The organism is Gimesia aquarii, from assembly GCF_007748175.1.
GTDB classification, from domain to species: Bacteria; Planctomycetota; Planctomycetia; order Planctomycetales; family Planctomycetaceae; genus Gimesia; species Gimesia aquarii_A.
The window spans coordinates 5879570-5901222 of record NZ_CP037422.1 but is presented as its reverse complement, the minus strand read 5'-3'; the positions used below and the strand labels follow the sequence as shown (position 1 = coordinate 5901222).

General features: G+C 43.3%; 15 protein-coding genes. 10 read left to right on the top strand and 5 right to left on the bottom strand.

Features of this window, described 5'->3' with window-relative positions:
* The 7 genes from V202x_RS22340 to V202x_RS22310 all read left to right on the top strand — a co-directional run bounded on the left by V202x_RS22340 (position 1) and on the right by V202x_RS22310 (position 12272).
* A complete protein-coding gene (locus V202x_RS22340) occupies positions 1-2142 on the top strand; it encodes a BatA domain-containing protein (RefSeq protein WP_145179051.1) in 2142 nt (713 codons plus the stop codon).
* Entirely contained in the window at positions 2048-4573 is a 2526-nt protein-coding gene (locus V202x_RS22335) for a vWA domain-containing protein (protein WP_145179050.1), read from the top strand. Before V202x_RS22340 ends, V202x_RS22335 begins: the two co-directional genes overlap by 95 nt.
* Before the next feature lie 36 nt (positions 4574-4609).
* Entirely contained in the window at positions 4610-6796 is a 2187-nt protein-coding gene (locus V202x_RS22330; RefSeq protein ID WP_145179049.1) for a hypothetical protein, read from the top strand.
* Between the two features lie 77 nt (positions 6797-6873).
* Positions 6874-8334: a hypothetical protein gene (locus V202x_RS22325; protein WP_145179048.1), complete on the top strand. Its 1461-nt coding sequence runs from the start codon at positions 6874-6876 to the stop codon at positions 8332-8334.
* A complete protein-coding gene (locus V202x_RS22320) occupies positions 8334-8990 on the top strand; it encodes a hypothetical protein (RefSeq protein WP_145179047.1) in 657 nt (218 codons plus the stop codon). Before V202x_RS22325 ends, V202x_RS22320 begins: the two co-directional genes overlap by 1 nt.
* 4 nt (positions 8991-8994) lie before the next feature.
* Complete coding sequence (locus tag V202x_RS22315; protein ID WP_145179046.1) at positions 8995-10818, top strand: NPCBM/NEW2 domain-containing protein; 1824 nt, start codon at positions 8995-8997, stop codon at positions 10816-10818.
* A gap of 128 nt (positions 10819-10946) precedes the next feature.
* Positions 10947-12272 (top strand): hypothetical protein, encoded by a 1326-nt coding sequence (locus V202x_RS22310; protein WP_145179045.1) that lies wholly within the window; start codon positions 10947-10949, stop codon positions 12270-12272.
* Positions 12273-12310: 38 nt separating this feature from the next.
* On the opposite strand, the gene V202x_RS22305 is transcribed toward V202x_RS22310, so the two are convergent.
* From V202x_RS22305 to V202x_RS22285, 5 genes are all read right to left on the bottom strand, one after another.
* Entirely contained in the window at positions 12311-13315 is a 1005-nt protein-coding gene (locus tag V202x_RS22305) for a site-2 protease family protein (protein WP_197993044.1), read from the bottom strand.
* A 180-nt stretch (positions 13316-13495) separates the two neighbouring features.
* The gene (gene pgsA, locus V202x_RS22300) at positions 13496-14128 is read right to left on the bottom strand and encodes a CDP-diacylglycerol--glycerol-3-phosphate 3-phosphatidyltransferase (protein WP_145179043.1); all 633 of its coding nucleotides are present in this window, start codon (positions 14126-14128) and stop codon (positions 13496-13498) included.
* Between the two features lie 171 nt (positions 14129-14299).
* On the bottom strand, positions 14300-15655 hold the full coding sequence (locus V202x_RS22295; protein WP_197993043.1) for a PQQ-binding-like beta-propeller repeat protein: 1356 nt from the start codon (positions 15653-15655) through the stop codon (positions 14300-14302).
* Between the two features lie 198 nt (positions 15656-15853).
* Positions 15854-17866 (bottom strand): asparagine synthase (glutamine-hydrolyzing), encoded by a 2013-nt coding sequence (gene asnB / locus V202x_RS22290; protein ID WP_145179041.1) that lies wholly within the window; start codon positions 17864-17866, stop codon positions 15854-15856.
* A gap of 55 nt (positions 17867-17921) precedes the next feature.
* Positions 17922-19037: a glycosyltransferase gene (locus V202x_RS22285; RefSeq protein ID WP_232098640.1), complete on the bottom strand. Its 1116-nt coding sequence runs from the start codon at positions 19035-19037 to the stop codon at positions 17922-17924.
* Positions 19038-19195: 158 nt separating this feature from the next.
* Here V202x_RS22285 and V202x_RS22280 point away from each other — a divergent pair, with 158 nt between their 5' ends.
* The 3 genes from V202x_RS22280 (at position 19196) to V202x_RS22270 (ending at position 21650) form a co-directional block, all read left to right on the top strand.
* The gene (locus V202x_RS22280; protein WP_145179039.1) at positions 19196-19735 is read left to right on the top strand and encodes an O-acetyl-ADP-ribose deacetylase; all 540 of its coding nucleotides are present in this window, start codon (positions 19196-19198) and stop codon (positions 19733-19735) included.
* Positions 19736-19739: 4 nt separating this feature from the next.
* Positions 19740-20615: an alpha/beta hydrolase gene (locus tag V202x_RS22275; RefSeq protein WP_145179038.1), complete on the top strand. Its 876-nt coding sequence runs from the start codon at positions 19740-19742 to the stop codon at positions 20613-20615.
* 93 nt (positions 20616-20708) lie between these two features.
* Complete coding sequence (locus V202x_RS22270) at positions 20709-21650, top strand: YdjY domain-containing protein (RefSeq protein WP_197993042.1); 942 nt, start codon at positions 20709-20711, stop codon at positions 21648-21650.
* Positions 21651-21653: the final 3 nt, after the last annotated feature.

Sequence of the window (21653 nt, the reverse complement as noted above, 5' to 3'; positions counted from 1 at the left end):
ATGCATTTTCTGGCCCCTTTATTATTGGCGGGAACGGTTTTAGCAACTGCTCCCATCATTATTCACCTGTTAAACCGGCGACGGTTTATTCGCGTGGATTGGGCGCCGATGGAATATCTGAAGCTGACATTAAAGACAAATAAACGTCGATTGCGAATCGAACAATGGCTCTTGTTGGCTCTCCGGACGTTAGCTGTGCTCGCGCTGTTTTTGGCTGTCGCTCGTCCGATCAGTTCAGGAACGAATTTAGCTGGCTTCTTATCAGTAGAAGGTCGTGCCAGTCGTGTGATTGTGATTGATGATTCACTCAGTATGTCTTATCAAAATAGTGATCAATCTGCCTTTGAGCGAGCAAAAAACGCAGCACGGCAAGTGTTGAATCAATTAGGTCCACAGGACTCTGTTTCCGTCGTCCTGGCGTCAAATCCAAGCCAACCCCTGGTTCGCATGGCACACTTGGAAGAAAACGAGAGTAACAAAGTGATCTCACGGATCAACGAGCTATCAAATTGCCAGATGGGCAGCCAGTGGATCTCAACATTGGAAGATATTGATCGTCAATTGCAGGAATCCACGTTTCCTGTCAAAGAAGTCATTGTCATCTCAGATTTATGGGCCGCTGGCTGGACTTTGGAAGTACGCGACTTATTTGATCGCTGGTCGCAGGAGCAAGTCACCGTAAGATTTATTGATATTGGAGAAGAACCTGCTGGAAATCGAGTATTACACTCTTTGGAATCAGAAAGTCGTATTGCACTGGTAGATCAAGAATTCAAATTAACGGCGGTGATCCAAAATGCGGGTGAAGAACCACTCAAGTCAGGTCAGGCGCTTTTAACCGTGGATGGTAATGTCACTCCCGTAACATTACCGGAAATCCCTGCTGATAAAACAGTCAATGTCCCTGTCAGCGTACGTTTTGATCAGGCTGGACAGCATGTCGTGACTCTTAGCATTCCCGCCGATAAGTTACTGGAGGACAACACGCAACGAAAAATTATCAATGTGCGCCAAATGGTTGATGTTGTGCTAGTCGATGGCGAACCCGGACTGAATCCATTTGAAGGTGAGACCGATTTTCTGGCATTGGCTCTTTCTGCAGGGAATTCAAATTGGCAAGTGACTCAAGCAGAAAGTTCGAATTGGAAGTCACAGCTGATGACTGCACCAGACTTGATCGTACTGGCAAATGTCGATCAATTGTCGAAAGAACGCGTGCAGGAATTGGAAGAGCTGGTTTCACTAGGTACAGGGTTGATGATCTTTGCCGGTGATCAACTCGATCTGGAGCTTTACAACGAACGGCTCTTCAAAGGCGGCAGAGGACTGTTGCCAGCTCAAATTGATAAAATACGAGATTTACAAACACAGGGACTGGTCATCGAACCGATTGCCGATTCACCAATTGAAACCTTAAAAAGTTTGACACCAGAACTTTTGAGCAGAGTACGTCCGCGTCGTTTTGCTGATGTTTCTCTCGACCCAGGTACAGACCAGCAACAAGTGCGGGTTCTGGCGCGCTGGAACGATGCGCAACAATCTCCAGCTGTGCTTGAAAAACGCTTTGGTGAAGGCCGTGTTATCTTCTGGACGATCACAGCTGACAAAAGCTGGAGCGATTGGCCAGCGGAAGCCAGCTTTGTTTTGGCTATGCGTGTGGCAGCACAACAGATTGCCGCGGATATTCAGCGTGGTGAAAACCTGATTGCTGGGGAGCCTATTAATTACGAATTGGAAACGGTCACAGTACCTCAATCAGGGGACTTAAATTGGCTAGACAGAGAGGCAAGTTCACTCGAAATTACATTTGGAAACATCGATGAAACAAAAACGATGTTAAGCTCTCCCGCTATTCGATTTTCAGGAGTAGCTGAAGCGACATGGCAGACGCCACAACTTGGTGAACAGTCACAGAAATTTGCTATCAACGCCAATGTAGAAGATTCGCTTCAAAAGAAATTAAATGAGCAGGCATTACAACAGTTTTTAGGACGAATGCCCTTAAAGCTGATCCGTTATCAGGGGAAAGAGATGGATCTTTCTACTGATGGCACAGAATTATGGCGTTATCTGGCAGTTCTATTGCTGGGTTGCCTCATATCGGAAAGTATGCTGGCGACTTGGATTGGTCGAAGGCGTTAAACTGAGAGATTTAAAATTGAATAAGTTTCTGGAATTTTTATTTGGCATTCAGTCTTCGTCCTGGACCGAAGGAGGACACTGGTCCGCCCAATGGGTCGGTCTTCCTTCAGGTGACTGGATGCTGCTCTTGATATTGGCAATGTTAGTGCTATCTGTCGGTGGCTGGTGGCTTTATAAACGTGATGCACAGCAAGTTCCACTCCTTCGCCGCACTCTGCTTTATACCATTCGCATTTCGATTGTCTTCTTAGTGATTGCAATGTTGCTGGAACCGATACTGGTGCTAAGCAAAGAGGAAAAAATCCCTTCGCATTTGTTGGTCCTGTTGGACACCTCACATTCGATGTCGTTAAAAGACGCGTGGAAAGACGAAGCAAAAGCGACTGAAGTGTCACGTAAGTTGGGAATGTCTGCAGACACAGATACGTTGCGAAATATGAATCGAATAGAACTCACTAAGAAACTGATTAATGAGTCATTTCTCAAATCGCTTTCTGCGGAGGGAACACGCACAGTTCATTTGCACGAATTTTCAGATAAGTTTAATCCCGAATCATTGAAACTTTCTGAGGAATGGAATGCTGCTGGCAATGCCACTGCGATAGCCAGTTCACTCAGACAGGCACTGTTGTCCTATACGGGAATGCCTTTATCGGGCGTCCTATTGGTAAGCGATGGACAGTCGACAGCTGGTGAGCCTCCCGAAGAAGTATTGCAGATGTTGTCAGACGAAGGAGTTCCCCTTGTGACTGTTGGTGTCGGAACCACCGATGGTCCCAGGAACGTGGCAATTAGTCAGGTGGAAGTGAGCCCGGTCGTTTTTGTACAAGATACAAATCAGTTGACGATTCACATTGAGTCACGGGGAATGGAGTCAGAGCCAGCGACTTTATTAATTGAACAACGCAGAAATGGTGGTCCCTGGCAGGAATTTTCACGCGAAGACATCGTGTTGAACTTGGAAGGATCGTTACAGCCTCGAAATTATGAATTTAGTGAGACAAAAACAGGGAAACTCGAATTTCGTGCTAAGATCATGGACGCGGGGCCGGAAATCTCACAGGATGATAATCTCGCATCTGCTGAAGTACGTGTGATCCGCCAGCGATTGAATGTACTGTTTATTGCCGGTTCTACCTTTCCGGAAGTTCAATTTTTACGCAATACGTTTCTCCGAGATCGACAGATCAATTTATCATCCTGGCTGATGGCTGCTGACAAAACATATGAACATCCAGGCGATTTACCCATTCGTCGTTTGCCGGTCACTCAGGCAGAGCTCAACGATTATGACTGTGTGATCTTGTACGATCCTGATCCCACGCAGTGGCCAGTAAATTTCCCAGAATTATTAAGTAATTTTGTCACGAAAGCAGGCGGAGGTCTTGTTTATATCGCAGGAGAAATGCAGACAGCACAAATGTTTGATCGTCAATCGGATCCTTCTTTAGGCTGGTTGAATCTACTGCCTGTGATCCGAGAACCGGGGCTGTTCCGTTCTCAGGTACAAATTCGCTTGAGTGCCCGCTCTCCCTGGAAATTAGATGTGACCGATCAGGGATTTCAGGATCCCATATTTACATTTTCTAGTGATCGTCAAGCAAACGAAGAAGTTTTAAATAACCTGCCTGGTATGTATTGGCATTTTCCTGTCACAAAAGCAAAACCCGGGGCAACCGTACTAGCTGTTCACGCAGATCCCCGTATGCGGAATGAATATGGTCAGGAAGTGTTGATTGCCTCACAGCGTGTGGGACCTGGTTGGTCAATTTTTATTGGCTTTGACAGTACCTATCGTTGGCGTTATCTGGACGAACAGTTTTTTGATGGATTCTGGGCACGTGTGATTGATCGAGCTGGCCGCAGCAAACAACTGGGTGGAAATTACCCGTTTCGACTTTCGACACCTCAGGCAACGTATCAGCCCGGCAGTCAGGCGAAGATCATTGCCCGTTTTCTGGATGAATCACAAATGGAGCCTGGCCTGCAAAGATTGTATGGTGATGTCGAACGGGGTGATGATCAGCCAATTCCTTTGACATTAACCGCGGGAAACAAAGCTGGCGAATTTTCTGCAACCTTTCCGGTACCTCAGCCTGGAACATATTTTGTCCGAGTCTGGTTAGGAGACGAAGCCGCTGGAGCAACAGTAAAAACTGCTACGCTTCCGATTAAAGTGGAATTTCCCAATAAAGAGCTGGAGAACCCCGCATTGGATGAAGCATTTTTACAGACAATGGCGGTTTCTACAGGAGGCCGTGTTTATCAACTGTCTGAAGCAAATGAGATTGTTGATGCCTTTAAAATCAAGCAGGTCTCCCGCTTGCTTGAGCAACGACAGGAAATCTGGGATGCTCCCCTGTTTTATATTTTGATTTTTGGTTTACTGGTTACCGAGTGGATTATGAGGAAGTGGTGTCGCCTCATTTAGGTAGGTCTCAAATGAGCAACCTCTGGAGTTAATGTTATGTCCAGCATTGAACGGCCTGATGAATTCAAATCGTTCCAAAATACGATTTCTCAAAAACTGGAAGTCGTCGCTGGTTCATTACGCCGTCATACGATCCTCGAAGCAACCGCTCGAGTACTAATAGCCATTTTAGCGCTAGCTTGTTTCTCTTTGTTATTTGATTGGTGGCTGGAACTGAGCCTGGTAACACGTGTGCTCTATTTTCTTGTGGGATTAAGCGCCGTTGGTTATCTGATATACCGCTATTTTTTTCTGCCTCTGCAAGTATCGCTTTCGCCGATTGAAATTGCAAATTTGATTGACCAATCAAAGAAAGTGCCAGCTGAACAGGCAATTGCCCCACGTGTGGCCAGTGTATTACAACTGCCGAATCATTTGATGGAAAGAGAACAGTCGCTGCCGATGATCGAACAAGCCGTGCAGCACAATTATCAGCAACTCAGTCATTATCCATTTCAGGAATCGATTGATCCACGCCATACCAGAAATTGTCTGTTGGCTTTGCTGATTACATTTCTGCTGCCTGCCTGTTTTGTTCTTGCCCTTCCAGATACAGCCAGGTTGTGGGGACAACGCTGGCTGCTTGGTTCAAATGAACCATGGCCACGCGATACTCAATTGACTGTTGTGGGGTTGGAAGAGGGGCAATGGGTGATTCCAAGAGGGGAAACAGCAACTTTGCAAATCCGTGCAAATGATACAGGAGAAACGACGGAAAGTGTGTGGCTACATATTCAGAGCGACGATGGAGAGAGCGAAACCATCACGATGAATCGCTTTCAGACTGGCGATTTTCGATATGAACTTCCTCCTTTACAACTTCCGGTCGAAGCGTATGCCTGGGGAGGTGATGATGAGACGGAATCATTTCAAATTATTCCTATTGACCGTCCCCGAATAACGGATTTGAAGATTATAGCGACGCATCCTCGTTTATCAGAACCATTTGTGTCTCATTTCTCTGCCAGTGAGGGAAATGTGAGATTACTGCCGCATTCAAAAGTGACACTGGAATTAACCACAAACGTGAAAGTACGCCATATTGACGTTGATTCTGAGAACGTTTCGTTACAATGGGTGAAAACAGACGACACGCATTTTAAGACAAAATGGTCTCATAAGAAGCCCGTAAATTTCAAGTTGATATTGCAGTCTGCGGAACACGACATCAATTCGCATCCAAGACCTGTTTCCATTGGAGTGCAGCCGGATCGTAGTCCTCGATTGAGTTTTCGCTATTCAGGAGTACGACAGCGTATAACAGCAAAAGCGACCATTCCATTTTCCCTGATTGCCCAAGATGATTTTGGAATTCGTTTGGTTCATATGACGTCGATGATTCCTCTATTGGGAGCTACGTCTACAACGGATCAAGAAGTAACACCAAAGGCAGAAGATCTGGAGTTTGGAGGAACAAAAAGTACAGACCAGTCGAAACCAGAAGCTAAAAGTAAATACCCTGTGTATGGTCCTGCAGAACCCGCAGTGGAAACCGTAATTGATGAAGAAAAACAGGTTTCGATAGCAGAGATGAAATTGAACCCAGGGGCGGTAATCACCTTTCAAAGCCATGCAGAAGATAATTGTTATACCGGAGTACAAAAAACAAGTTCGAGGCAGTTAGTCTTTCGGATAGTGAAACCGGAAGAACTTTTTCGGGAAATTTTGTTGCGTCAACAACAACTACGATCGCGCCTTCGAAAGACACGAGATCAAGCAGAGGCTTTACGAGACCAATTGAAACTGGCAACCAGTCTGGAACAGGCCGCTGATTGGATGCGAATGCACCAATTGGCACGCCGTGAAGTCGGACAGGTTAGTCATGCTTTGAATGGGTCTGTAGATGAAATGAAACTGAATCAACTCGGAGGCGAAGAAACATATCAGTTGATATCACAAACAGTACTGAAACCACTAGAGGACTTGCATCAACGCGAAATGGAACAGCAAAGACAGGCACTCGAAACATTGCGGAGTCAAACTCCTGAATCAATGGAGCAAATGACGACTAAACAGGACGAAATTTTAAAGTCATTGGATAAAATATTAAACAATATGGCGCAGTGGGATAGCTTTATCGACGTTGTGAATCAATTAAACGCCGTTATTAAGCTGGAACAACTCGTCAAAGAAAAAACTGAAGAACTGAAGAAGAAACAGGTCGATTCCATTTTTGATAAGTAAAACAAGATTACAGGCAGTCGGTTTCCGGCTGATTACCATTCGGTTTTAATAAACCACCTGTTAGGGAGACGCGGGATATGTGGAAGAAACAAACATTCAATTGTTTAGGGCTAATGCTAACCGTGGTGGCAATTGGACTCATTGCATCCGTCAATGCTGCAGAAAAAGCAGAAACAACTTCAAAATCTTCGAGTAAAACAAGTAAGGTGAAAGTTCCTCCGCAGCAGCGGATCCAATTTGAGCAGGAAAAAGCGAAAGCACATATGGGAGAACTGGAAGAACGCATGTTCCGACTCTCCAAGCTAATTCGTGACTCACAACCAGAAGATGCAGCGCGGCTTTTAATGGGTCTCCGCAAAGCACGGGAACATCTAATTTTGGATCGTATGGGTGAGGCATCGAAGTTGTTAGATGATCTGAAATTAGACCAAGCCAGTAAAGAACAGAAGGAGATTCTGGTATTACTGGAAGAACTCAAGAAACTGCTGTTAACTGCGGATATTGGATTGGAATTGAAACTGGAGCAGTTAAGGAAGTTGATTGAATCGCGAGAGACACTTAGTAAGCTACTCAAAAAAGAAGAATTACAGCTTTCAAATACGCTAGATCAACAAGCAAAAAAAGATAATAAGAAAAACCTCGCAGCTCTTAAAACCAGCGAACAACGAAATCAGAAATCTGCTGAAAATTTGGAACAATTACTCCGTGAGTATGGGGCTGCATCCAAAGGTATTTGCCAATCACTCGCGGGTGCTGGCAAATGTATGGGTGGTGCTTGTAAAAAATTAGGAGAGTCAAAACCAAAGCCCGCTTCTAAAGAACAAAAAAAGGCGATCGAACAACTTAGCAATGCGGAAAAGGAAACGAAAAAACTTGAAGAACAGCTTCGTAAAGAAGTTGAATCACTTGCACGGCAACGGGTGATGGACCAATTACAAGACATGATTACTCAGCAAAAACAGGTCCGTCAGGTCACGACCAAATTGCAGAACCGAGTTGCCCAAAAGCAGAAACAAGCACTCGTTTCTGTCAGACGGTTATCGAATTCTGAAGAAAAGATTATCAACCTCTGTTCAGAATCAATTGAGCTTTGTGAATTAACACGCTTTAGTATGGTATTGCCAGTTGCTTTAGGGGCCGTGCGAGAACAAATGGAATTGGTCAATGAAGGCTTACTTCGCAGCCAGGCCGATAAAGAAATGATTACCGATCAACGACAAATTGAAGAAGACCTTCAAGCATTACTTGATGCAATGATCGAAGCTTCTCGACCATCTAATAAACAAGGTGGTCAATGCAAAGGTTGCAAAGGTAATAAAAACAAATTATTGGCGGAAGTAAAGATGTTGCGCTGGATGCAGTATTCAGTTCATCAGCGTACTGAAAATCTGGATAAACTCATCGATCAGAAAAAAGTCTCAAAAACAGCGTCAAAAGAGCGACTCGACCTGCTTTTAATTCGCCAAAAAGAAATCGACACGATCACCGGACGGTTACATAGTCTGACCTGTCCTCATTGTCTGTCAGGAGGTCAATAATGAATCGATCAACTTTAAAGATGCCAGTCACATTTACATGCCTCACTTTCTCGATTTTGTGTTTCCTAAACTTTGTGTTCATTAATCAGAGTGCATTTGGTGAAGAAAAAGATTCGAAACCAGCTACAGGTGCCATCGAAGCGGCCAAACCAAAAGTAGCATCTGGAAAGGGATTGCCGGTTCAACTACCGCCAAAGCAAGACCTATTATCACTGGTTCGTGATGATGCCTGGTTAAAAGACCCATTCAAGAATATTCAAACTGATGTGAAGTCTGTGATCAATGATTTTGATAAAGGGCAAACGAAGCAGCCTGTGAAGACAACACAACCACGTATTATTACGCGTCTGGACACATTAATTGAAATGTTGGAAAAATCATGTAAAGGTGGTGGAGGAGCAGGTTCGAATCCGACCCGTCCCGCAAATTCCTCTACATTGGCAGGAGGTCCTGGCGGTCAAGGAAAATTGAAAGCGCCTGATAAAAAAGGAAGAAATTGGGCAGATCTCACTCCCAAACAACGCGAGAAAATACTTCAGTCTCGTACAGAAGGGTTTCCTCCAGGCTATGAAGATATTCTCACAGATTATTTTCGTCGTTTAGCACGTAATCAAGCAGTAGAAAAAAATAAAACCTCTTCTGAGAGACAAGAGTAATTCAATGTTTTTAAAGATTTCGCTGAGTCAAATTAGTCGCCTGATTCCTATCGTGGGATACACTCTGTTTATTTCCATTTGTTCTTCAGCTTTAGCGGATCAGATCATACTTTATGACGGGAAGAAAATCTCAGGCGAAATCCGTTCGATTGATTCTAAGGCTTTGACGGTTCAAGTAGGTAAATCATCAAAAAAAATAAATATATTTGATGTGACGTCCTATGATTTTATACAACCAGCCCTGCCGAAGGATCTTAGTCAATTATTGATTGATGGAGAAAAACCTAGCTATTCAAAAGGTCCCCGATCTGGAAAAGTAAAACTGAGGAAAGGTTTTCATCGTTTCACTCTTCCCTACTATCATACCGTGGGATTTGCAAAACTAAATATTTCGATGTCAGGACCCAACATAAAAAAAGCTGTTGTGCCACAGGGAATGTTATATCGTGTCAATGATGAAATTCGGGCAATTCATCCTCAAAACTACCAAATCGATAAAGAGGGATATCGTCTGCCAATAACAGTCAAGAAAGCAGAGTCAAGTATTGCTTATCAGTTAATGGAGTGGAAGCCGCCCAAAGAAGTAAAGTCCATTCATGATTTGATGCATATTCCCGTTAAAAAATATGGAACAGTTCCTCGTCTCGCATTACTAACACGCCGCAGCGCGATCCACTTTGGTTTTGTTTACGAAGGATTACTCCGCATTACAAAAGATGGAGAATATACATTTTATATTGAAACAGATAAAAACAGTAAAGCGAAGTTTTATATTGGTGCTTATCCCAGAGAACTTACCAAACAAGCTAAAAGTAAGAACGACTCTGGCTGGCGCATCACTTTTTCGCAACAGGGTAAATTGACGGGAAATATCACAGCATGGACCAAAGACGAAGTGACTTTCCGATTCCAAGTGGCTGATAAGGAAATCGATGTTGCATTAAAGCCAAGTGCACTTCACGAACTTTGGAAGATCCAGACTAATAAGAAAAAAAACTGGAGAGCAGATCGAAAGGACGAGTCCAAGACGGAAGATTCTGCATATGTATTGACGAAAGATGGCAATGTGCACCGTGTTTCAGGTGAAGTGATCGGGGTAAAAGAACAGAATTTGCTTTTTAGGTACCAGGGACAGGAACGAGAAGTGAGCCTAGATCGAATAGTAGGGTTAGTTCTGCATAAAAACCGGTTCAAAAATGAGTCCTCTCTTTTATTACAAAGTGTAGTCAACTTGACTGGGGCTTCGAAAATTCCAGGAGAAGTGACTCTCGATAAAGGATCGAATGTTATCATTAAGATGCCCTGGGGAAATCAGCTCACGGTTTCCAAAGACAACATTACAGGGATTAAAACGGTAAATGCGCGCTCAGTTCCGTTAACAGAGTTAGTTCCTCAGTCTGTTGAACAGGTTCCTTTTTTCAATCAGACTTATCCCTATCAAGTGAATAAGTCGTTCTCAGGTCTTCCACTTCAGATTGGTAAGAAAGTATTTCAGAAAGGCTTGTGTGTACATTCCAGAACCAAGTTGGTTTATTCATTGGGAAAGAATTTTGAACGATTTCACTCAACGATTGGACTCCAAAATGGTTCAGGGCACCTTGGCAATGTGGATGTAACGATTACTGCTGATGGTAAAACGATTTATGAAAAGAAAGAATTTACGATTACAACTAAGCAGGAACCGCTCAGCCTGGATATCACCGGTTGCGAAACATTAACTTTGACTGTTGACTTCGGAAAAGGGCAGAATGTGGGAGACCGCTTTGTTTGGGGGGACCCCAAGTTAATCCGAGCAACTCCAAAAGAATTGACAGCTGTTAAAAATTAAACGAAGACTGTTTTATGAATCATCTCTATTCAAATATGAAAATACTACAACTTAGATCACAGCTTTGTTTGGACCCCCTGAGTAAATGTTTGCAGTTGATACTGACTGTCTGTATTGTTTGCTGTTTTTTGAGCATAAACAAACTGGTAGCTGGTGAACCAGAGAAAAAGAAACAGAAAAATTCTCAATTGATCGTCCGGGATGTCAATGTGTTTCTTGTTTCAGCGCATGGTAAAAAACTGAATGATGCTGCTTTGTTTCGCTCTACAACTCCAGGGTATATGTTATCTCGCAGATTGAGTGCAGACTCAAGTGAAGGTAGTATGCCTGCGCCATTAGGTCTTATCACATTTGAAGGCCCGGCTGTAAAAGATATTGATGTACTCATTGAATTTCCTGCGGGTCGATTTTTGTCGCATTGGCCAACAGCGCGAATTCAATCAAAACGAATTTACTGGCGATCGCAAAATTTGTTAAAACATGCTGATCCCAGCATGAACTTGGCCGAACAACATTGGCTTCACCATTTGCAAAACAGTGAGCGACTGTTTGTGAAAGGTCTCGACAAGACGGAACGCTTTATTTTATATGATGTCGAACTAAATCATGTGCCACGCATTGTTCTGAGTCAGTCGAAAGATGGGATGTTTCAAATTCAGAATAGCCAAGCCGTTCCATTACAACACGTAACGATTTTTCAGCCATCAGTGGAAAAAGAGGGTTGGAAGTTAGCCTCGATTGAACAGATACCCGGTGTTAAGAAAGAAAAGAAGAACCCAGATATCAAATCGAACAAAGCAGTGAAGCCGAAAGTTGTGGACCCACTCTCGGAAGAAAACCTGAAAACTAAAGCGAAAGAAAAAAAAGCAAACCAGTTAGCTGCAATAGGTGGCCAGTTACGAGCGCTTGGTGCACTTCCTGCATTGGCAAAACCAAAAGCCAAGTCGTCAGACAAATCGAAAGCAAAAGCTCCAGTAACGAAAAATGTTCCCGCAATCAAAGTTCCTTATTCTGAAAACACATCACTTCCCCAAGAAAATATCCTGAGTGTCTGGGAGAAAAAACTAAAAGAATTAGGTCTGGGAAAACCAGAAATAACACACGTATTGAATATTCTGAAGCAGCATGCGTTTCGTAAAGATCAGGCGACTATCGTGTATTGCATGGATGAAGGATACCTTGACAAAATTATGCCAATTGAAATTACTCCTTTTCCGGACGTTGTCCGTCGGGTCGCAATTGTAATCATGTTGGATGTTGATCCTGCGTTACAAAAACGGATTGATCAATTAATTGTCCAATTGGGAGACACAAACTGGGAGCAGCGCGAAGCGGCGCAAAAAAAGCTTGAGGAGTATGGAAAAGCAGCACAAAACCAGTTGCAGAAAGCCATCAAAAATAAAGATCTGGAGATTGTCTTTCGCGCAGAGCAAATTCTGAGTAAGCTCAAATGATTTTATTTTAGGCTTAATTCAGAACCAGAGTATTCGCTTTAATGAAAAATAATCGGTGTGACGGTAAAGCCGATGATAAAAAATGCAAGCGTGAGCCAACCTACTATGATACGCGTTGTTCCCAAAGGGACTGAGTCGTCGGCTGTAGGAGGATGAGTGATACCAAAAAAGACTAGTAAAAGGATCAATAGAGAATATCCAAACTCCTGATTGTAAGTCATGTAGATAATTGCGGTGATCAAAAATAATCGTGCTACAAAGTTCGCTTTTTTGCCAATGAGTGTATAGAGAATGTGACCTCCATCAAGCTGGCCAATCGGAAGCAAGTTTAATGCAGTGATAAAGATGCCAACCCAACCAGCAAATAACATTGGATTTAACACAACTTCCTGATTTTCTGCAAGTGGTCCATGAACCAGTGTGATCATCCATTGTAAGATTAATGGTTCTCCGTAACTGTAACTTCCTGCCAGATGACTTGTAGTGCTGATCGTTGAATTAAGAGTTCCCCAGTAAGCAAATGGAATTGCGAAGACGAGCCCAGCAAGCGGGCCTGAAACGGCGATATCAAACATTTGTTTTCGGTTGGCAATCCCTCCACGTTGCAGGATAACAGCACCCATCGTGCCAAAAGGGCTCATCGGCATCGGAATAAAAATGGGACGCGTGGCAGGAATACCATATCGTCTTGATTGTAAGTAATGTCCCATTTCATGTGATAACAGTATCAGCATGACAGGTCCGGCATAATTAAATCCATTCGATAGAAAATGCCCCCAACCAATTCCTTGTATATATTTGAATAATTCAATGAACTCGGCAGGTACGGGGACAAAAGGTCTATGACCATACCCACCAACAATAAATGTACTCATACATGTAAGAATAAAAAGAATGAGTGGTAGCTTACTACGCGATGCAGGCATATGCGGCTGCGGAGCTGGATTGCGGGGAGAAAAATTCTTGACTTCTGTCTGGTAGTCACTTGGTTGAACGATAATGATATGATCAGATGGAAGTTGTGAATTGTTTGCGTCTGACATAAGCCTGGATCTAAAAAATAGATATTTAAATGATCGAATTGTCATATTTTATACTTTCAACTCGACTAAGTTGAGTCGTAATTCTCCTTGATTCCGATGAATTTTGTAAATGAATCATCGAAGTAAAGAAAACTTGAGATTCGAAGTTAAATAATCTCTGACTTACTTTGGAAATGAGATTTATCTGAGAGGTGACTGCCGGAGCATTCGAGCTGCTCGCAAAACATAATCAATGCCACTATAGATGGTGATAATTGCGGCTGACCAGATAGAAATATCTCGAAGCAGTATAAAGCTGGATGTATTAAATGGAGACTCAGGGCTTAAGGAAAGCAGGCTGAAGATCACTGCAATACATTGTACTCCCATTTTAATTTTACCGCTCCAACTCGCAGAAAAATCTCGTCCATGTTGTTCTAGAAAACCACGTAGACTGGTGATGAACATTTCTCTTCCGATGATAATTAATACAAACCAGGCATTGATTCCGGAACTAGGCCCACGTTCTAGTAGAAAAATGAATGCACCACAGATGATGATTTTATCGACAAAAGGATCAAGGATACGCCCCAGAGTTGTAACTTGGTTATATTTTCGGGCGAAATAGCCATCCAGAAAGTCTGTTGCAGCGGCAATGATAAATAGTATTGCAGATGTCTTCCACCAACCTTCCAGATAAATCATCACAAACAGAACCAGTGCCAATACAAGTCGACTAATGGTGATCAAATTGGGTAAATTCCAGACTTCCGGTCCTAATAATTCAGTGCCTTCGGTCTTATTTCTGGAGTGATTATCCGATGCTGAATTCATGTTGCTTAAAATATTAAGGAGAATATAACGAAAAAAATTATAACGACTTACCGGATCAGGCCAATTTAAAGATACGCAACTTGTATTTAGAATGTTTGTAAGATTTCTCGAAAAGCCTGAAAGGTATATTATAGACTTAGAGGAAAATTTTATAGGCCACCCTGATTGCTTTTATTGGGATTCGTCAGTTGGTAACTCATAAGCAACTAATTTTGTGTTACTGCGTGCATAAACACGGTTCTCGGCATACGCAGGATGGGCCCAGGTTTTCCCGATTAGGTTTGTACGAGTCAATTCTTTGTAGCCCGCAGGCGTTAATTCCGCCAAAATCAAATCTCCCGCTGAATTGAGAACCAATACTCGCGATGATTGATTGAGCCACACCAGCGTCGCCTGAGGATTTCTACTATTACCGGGAGTCATCTTTTTCCCATCATCCCAGATCTTTTTACCGGTTTGATACTCAAAACAGGTCAGGCCAAACTGTTTATCAAGCAAATAGGCATAACCATCCTTGTAAAGCGGTTGTGACATCAGACCTCGTAATTTACGGCGATCTTCCCATTTCAGCTTAGCTTCCTGCGGTAGCCGCCCCAGTTGAATTGCCTTAGATCCTTCCCAATAGCCGGCGACAAAAATGAGACCCTCTTTTTCAATGGGGCTGGCAATGGCCACACCGTAAGTCACTTTGTAAGGAACCGACCATAAGTGCTGTCCTGTCTGAGGAGCGACACTGTGAATGTGGTTGGGAGACCAGACGATCAGTTGGTCGTGGCCTTGATGTTGCACTAAAAGGGGAGTCGCATAGCCTGCCTGGTCCGAGAGAGTTCGCCAGCGTTCTTGTCCTGTTTGACGATCCAGAGCGATAATGGCAGTCCCCTGCTCTTTTCCACCGGGCATCAGAATGACCTGTTCACCGACCACATAGGGAGCCGCTGCGTAACCCCATTGGGGAACTTTACCACCAAAATCGTTAACAAGATGTGATTTCCAGATCACATCACCCGTTGCTGCTGAAAGGCAAAACACATCACCCATCGTTCCTAATGTATAAACAAAACCATCAATCACCGAAGGGGCGACGCGCGGGCCATTGCCATAATCTAGCTTGTTATATTTACTGGGATATTCATGCGACCAAATTTTTTGACCGGAGAGAGCATCAAAGCATAGAACTCTTTCGACATCTTTCCGCTGAATGCGATGGCTATGCACGCCTTCTGCTTTTTTCTGTTCTTCTTTTGAAACAGCAGGGCGATCCATGACATAAAGTCGCCTTCCTGATACGGATATTCCACCATAACCGCCACCGATTTCTCGTTCCCATAATTTCTTGAGCCCCTCCTGGGGCCAAACTGTTTTAATTGGAGGGCCATTCCATGTGCCGTCTCCGCGTGGACCGCGCCATTGCGGCCACTCTTCATATTTAATAATTTCTTTGTTTGTACTTTGAATGTTTTTTCTAACCTGACTCATCGCAGGTTTAGCAATAAGTACTAAAAGTATAAGAGTGAATAAGTAACGCATTGTGGTCTCGTGATTGGCAGGTAACATGTAGGCAGGAAAGCTTCAGTTTAAAATTAATACAACTGTCTCTATTTTATGCTGCTGAGTAATAGAGAACCAGATAGAGATTCGTTGATTCAGCAAAAATAATCGTCAATTTCAACTAAAACATTTCTGGATTATTGAAATGTTTAATCAGAACAGACAAATAAATTTTATTTATGCCAAAATAGTTTCAGGAAAATGATCGGGAATAGAAACCGGATCGATAAACGTTTGAAACCACATTTCTAATACAAGCAGCGACCACAGACGGGCACTATGATCCCATTGCAGAGTGAGGTGCTCGTTAATCAGCTGTTCAACTTGAATCGGATTGAAGATCTGTCGATCTTTGGCACTTTGACTCAAAAGCACATCGAACAGTAATGGTTTCAATTCGTGGCGGAACCATTCATTGAGTGGTACACCAAATCCCATTTTTTTACGTGTCTGAATCGATTCCGGTAAGAGATCAGAAAAGGTATCGGTTAAAATTTTCTTGCCCCGTCCGTTTTGCATTTTCAATTCTAAAGGCATAGCTGCTGCAAGCTCAGCAACATGATGGTCCAAAAACGGACTGCGACATTCCAGACTATGCGCCATACTGGCAATATCGACCTTTGTTAGTATATCGCAAGGCAGATAAGTGAGTACATCAGTTGCTGTAGTCCGAGTAACAAAATCACGATCGCAGCAAAGTTGATATGCTTTGAGTAGAAATTGATCTGTATCAAATGTTTCCAACTGCTCGCGAAACGCCGGTGAATACATCTCTAAACGTCGTTCTGTATCAAATATACCAACCCATTTCAGGTAGCGACGTTCGGGAGGGACTGCTAAACCTGCGAGAAATCGTTTCACGCGACGGCGAAACGATTTTTGTTCAACAGACGCAGGTAATTTTTGCCACAATGATGCCGTCATCATTTTTTTTAGGATTGTGGGCAGTCGATCAAACCATTGAGAGAGTGCAACAGCGCGATAGCGATCGTAGCCAGCAAATAGTTCATCACCTCCGTCGCCAGACAAGGCAACAGTCACTTCCTGGCGTGTGACTTGCGAGAGATACATTGTCGGAATGGCGCTGCTATCTGCAAAAGGTTCATCATAATGCCAGGCCAGTAGGGGCAGCCTTTCTAATGCTTCTGGCTCAACGATATATTCATGATGCTCGGTTCCCAATAATTCGGCTGCTTCTCGTGCATAGTGCCGTTCATCAAATTGTTTTACTGGAAAGCCAATGGAAAATGTGTGTACGGGACGATCCGACATAGTCTGCATTAACCCGGCAATGATAGTAGAATCGATGCCTCCAGACAGAAAGGCTCCTAAAGGCACATCACTCCGCATACGAATCTTCACAGACTCCGTTAATGTGGTTCGTAGTGCTTCCGACCATTGCTGTGGTGTTCGAAACTGATAGTTTGGATTCGACTCAGGATTCTGATAAGGGGGCGTCCAATAGCGTTCAACTGTGAATTTTCCCTGTTCATATACTGCATAATGGGCTGGGGGAAGTTTTTGATAGCCTTTCAATATCGACCAGGGGTGTGGCACATATTGATAAGCAAGAAATAAGTCGATCGCGTGGGGATCAACGGTTCTCTTTGCATCGGGCATTTGCAGTAATGATTTCAGTTCGCTGGCAAAACTGAGACTACCCACTTGTTCTCGATAAAAGAGAGGCTTCTGCCCGATCCGATCGCGTGCTAAAAAAAGGCGTTCACGACGTTCATCCCAAATGGCGAAGGCAAACATGCCACGTAAACGTTCGACACAAGTTATCCCCTGCTCTTCATATAGATGAACGATAACTTCTGTATCAGTTTCTGTTTGGAATTGATGCCCCTGTTGAACAAGTTCGTTTCTAAGCTCCAGGTAGTTGTAAATTTCCCCATTAAAAACGATCCAGACAGAGCCATCTTCGTTGGACAGTGGTTGATGACCCGTTCCCAGATCGATAATGGAAAGTCGCCGATGCCCTAAGGCTGCCCCGGTATCAGATGTAGGATTGAAGTTTGCATAGGCTCTTTCATCATTAAAGAGAAATGACTTGCCGGAAACATCGGAATGATAGCCACCTGTATCATCAGGACCACGATGTTCGAGCACATTAGTCATGCGCTTTAGCACATCTGGCAAGATGTTTTTTTCCCGTGTTGTCCACGCGGTTCCGGTAATTCCACACATGAATTTGGTTCTAAGTGATATTTAAAGATAAAAGAGAAGCAAAGAGTGGCGGAAACTATTTAAGCACTTCACGATAAAGAGTGGCGTACCCTTGTATCATTTTATCGATATTGAATTCTTCTTGCATCCTTTTTTGTGAAGCACTTGCCATTTCTTTTGCCAGTTGAGAGTCAGCAAGGATGCGTTCTGCATATTGTGCAAATCCGGTACAATCACCAACTGAAGTTAAAAAACCGGTTTTACCGTGTACGACCAATTCTCGGTTAGGTTGAATATCGCTGGCGATGACTGGAATCCCATATGACATCGCTTCCATTATACTGTTCGATTGACCTTCGAAATCACTGGCTAGCAGAAATATCTCAAATAAAGGAAGCAATTTACTCACATCATTACGATGTCCTAAGAAACGCACATTGGGAGTCACCGTATATTTGTGAGCCAATTGTTCTAATTTTGCTCGTTCGGGACCATCGCCTATGACAAGTAAAATGACGTTTTCATTCATTTGTCTTAATAATTCCACAGCCCAGAGCAGATCTTCAACCCGTTTCTGTCGAGCCAGCCGACCGACAAAAGCAATCAAACGAGCATTCTCGGGTAAATTTTGCTCCTTAAACAATTGACATCGGGTTGTTTCACAAACTGTGCTATTGGCACTCGGGATGCCGTTATGGACGACTCGCAAAATTGATTCCGGGACACCTTTTTCGCGGTAAAAGTCGATTACACCTTGAGAATTACCTACCAGTAACGAAGTCTGAGGAAGTAAGCTGCGATCTACTTTGTTTTGCCAATTACTTTTCCAGGAATCAATACAGCGTTCAGAAACGATCACTTTCGGGCGTTTTTGTGAAGACGGTAAGTGTTTGACAGCCATCCTGCCATAAGAATTCGCAGCAAATAACCACGTATGGAGTATGTCTGGTTGCTGACTCTGTAACGTTTTTTTTAAGGCCCGATAAGCAAACGGGTCAAATCTGAAACGTTTATTCAAGATCTTCACGGGAATATGGTTTTCTTTGAGTAGACGCTCATAGGGCCCCCCCCTTGTCAGAGCAATTACCTGCACTTCAAATTCATCACGCGGCAATGTGGTCGCTAGCAAAGCAAGTTGTTTTTCAGCACCAGATTGATCAAGGGTAGGAATTAGAAGGCTGACTTTTATCACGGTGTTATAATTCACAATCGTTGCATGGATGTGTTTTAGAGTGCCCTTTGAACAGAGCCCCTGATATTTTATACTGTCTGTAGTATTTTCAACTAAACAAAAAACATCAAGATCTGTTTTTTGGCGTTTTGTGATTCTCTATCATAGATCGTGAACCTATGATCGTACAGTTTGGCTCTGCCCGTATTGAGTTAGTTCTGGGAGATATTACAACTCAGCAGTTGGATATCATTGTCAATGCTGCAAATTCTCAGTTGGCCGGTGGTGGAGGCGTTGATGGCGCAATTCATGATGCTGCAGGACCTGAAATTATGAAAGAGCTGAGACAACGTTATCCCGATGGTTGCCCTACAGGTAGTGCCGTTGTGACTTCAGGCGGAAAATTGACATCTCAGTATATCTTCCATGCGGTCGGGCCAATCTGGCAGGGTGGTAGCAAAAAAGAGAGTCAGTTACTCGAGTCAGCTTACCAAACATGTCTTTCTCTGGCTGAGAAGCATCAGTGTAAAACATTGGCTTTTCCATCAATCAGTACTGGCGTTTATCGTTATCCCGTGGACTTAGCGGCTGAAATTGCATTACGAACTGTGGCAATGAAATTGGAATCATCCGATGAATTAGAATTGGTTCGGTTTGTATTGTTTGATCAGGGGACTTTCGGTGGTTATGCGCGTGTTTTAGAAACGATGCTCGTTTAAAATTATGACCGATCCTCTAATACAAGAATTTGTCGCTTCAGATAATTATCGCTTGCAGGGACGTGTCTGGTCACCCTCAGCAGAGCCGCCAAACGGAACACTGGTTGTTTTACATGGTATTCAGAGTCACTCTGGATGGTATGAATATTCTTGTAGAAAATTATGTGATGCTGGTTACCAGATTTGTTTTTTTGATCGCCGCGGCTCGGGCTTAAACTCTAGTGATAGAGGATACGCCTCACATTGGCAGCGTTTAGTAAACGATGTGATTCAACTGCTGACAAAAAGACGTTCGCAACAAAAACATTCAAATCATAAGGGGCCACTCATTCTGCAAGCGATGAGTTGGGGAGCGAAATTGGCAGTGGTCGTCGCCGCATTACGGCCTGATTTAATTGATGGACTCGCGTTACTTTATCCTGGAATCAAAACGCTTGTCAAACCAACGGTTTTTCAAAATATTCAGTTGAAGCTGGCACAACAAATCAGAATTAATCGAAAAAAGATCGAAATTCCATTAAAAGAGCCTGCTTTATTCACAGGTGAAGAGTACTACCAAAATTTTATCAAAAATGATCCTCTGGCATTACACCAAGTCACTGTATCGTTTCTGCTCGCAAATCGGGAGTTAGATCGAATCACAGAACAGGCTGCAGAAGGCATTAAGTGCCCCGTACTCTTTATGCTTTCAGGGCAGGATCAGATTGTCGATAATTCTGCTACCGAAGCCTATTTTGAGAAATTTCCGACTCGTCAAAAAAAATTGGTCCAATATCCTAACGCACGACACACTCTGGAATTTGAACCAAATCGCGACCAGATTGTTGCTGATTATGTGGATTGGTTGACAGATCTCATTTCTTCACAGAAGATCTCCTAATTCTTGCTGATTTGGTACAGACATAAACGCCAAACCACATAGAATACTAGTGTAAAAGAGACACTCTTAATCCCGAATTATTTGGAAAGATTAATGAAACAGTTTAGTTCTTTGTGGTTACCATGTCTGGTGGTGGTGTCTGGTTTAACGACCATGCAATATCTTAATGCTGCTGATCCCGTCAAAAAGAATACTCCCAAAGCAAATTCAGAATCCAAAAAGAAAACGAATAAACAAGATGACGGTCTAGTCGCCCTTAATAAACAAAAGACCGTACTTCTGGACCTGGAAGGCAAACGTTTGTTATTAAGGACAAAAGTTTGCCTCCAGGAAGGCGTATTGGAGATGTTGTGTTGCAAAAAACAGACCAAGGAGCACGAATCAATCCTTTCGATTGATTCAAGCGCAAAGGCCATTCATGCAGGTTTAATTGCTATTGGAGCCAAGGTTGGGACTCCTGTTAAATTTAGTCCGAAGTTCCAGCCTCCTAAGGGACAGAAATTGAGTATTTTCCTGCAGTGGAAAGATAAACAAGGTAAGTTGCACCGTGAGCCTGCCCAGAGTTGGGTTCGTACTGCAACGAATCGTTATTTCACAGCCAAACTTGATCAGCTCCCTGAAGGAGTGGTCATCGATAAAAAAAGTGAGCTACGATATGATGAGAAATACAAGGAACTGATTTGGTTTGGGCAGATGTCCAAAAAAGAACGAGATGCCTTCCTTGCTAAATCGAGACAGAAACAGTTTCGAGCTGCAATTAACAAGTTCTATGATGAAAGCCAACCTCGGACGATGAAAGCAGACTGGATTTTTGCAGGTAGCGGTTTTTCAACAGACGAAGCAACTGGGGAAAAATATTACCATGCAGAAAGTGGAGACTTAATCTGTGTTGCCAACTTTCCAACTGCAATCATCGATGTCAATATCGCCAGTTCGGCATCGGGTGAAGGAAATCTTCTATTCGAAGCCAATCAGACTAAAATTCCCCCGCGCGGAACTCCAGTTACAATTGAAATCTCTCTCGCTAAAAAATAGTTG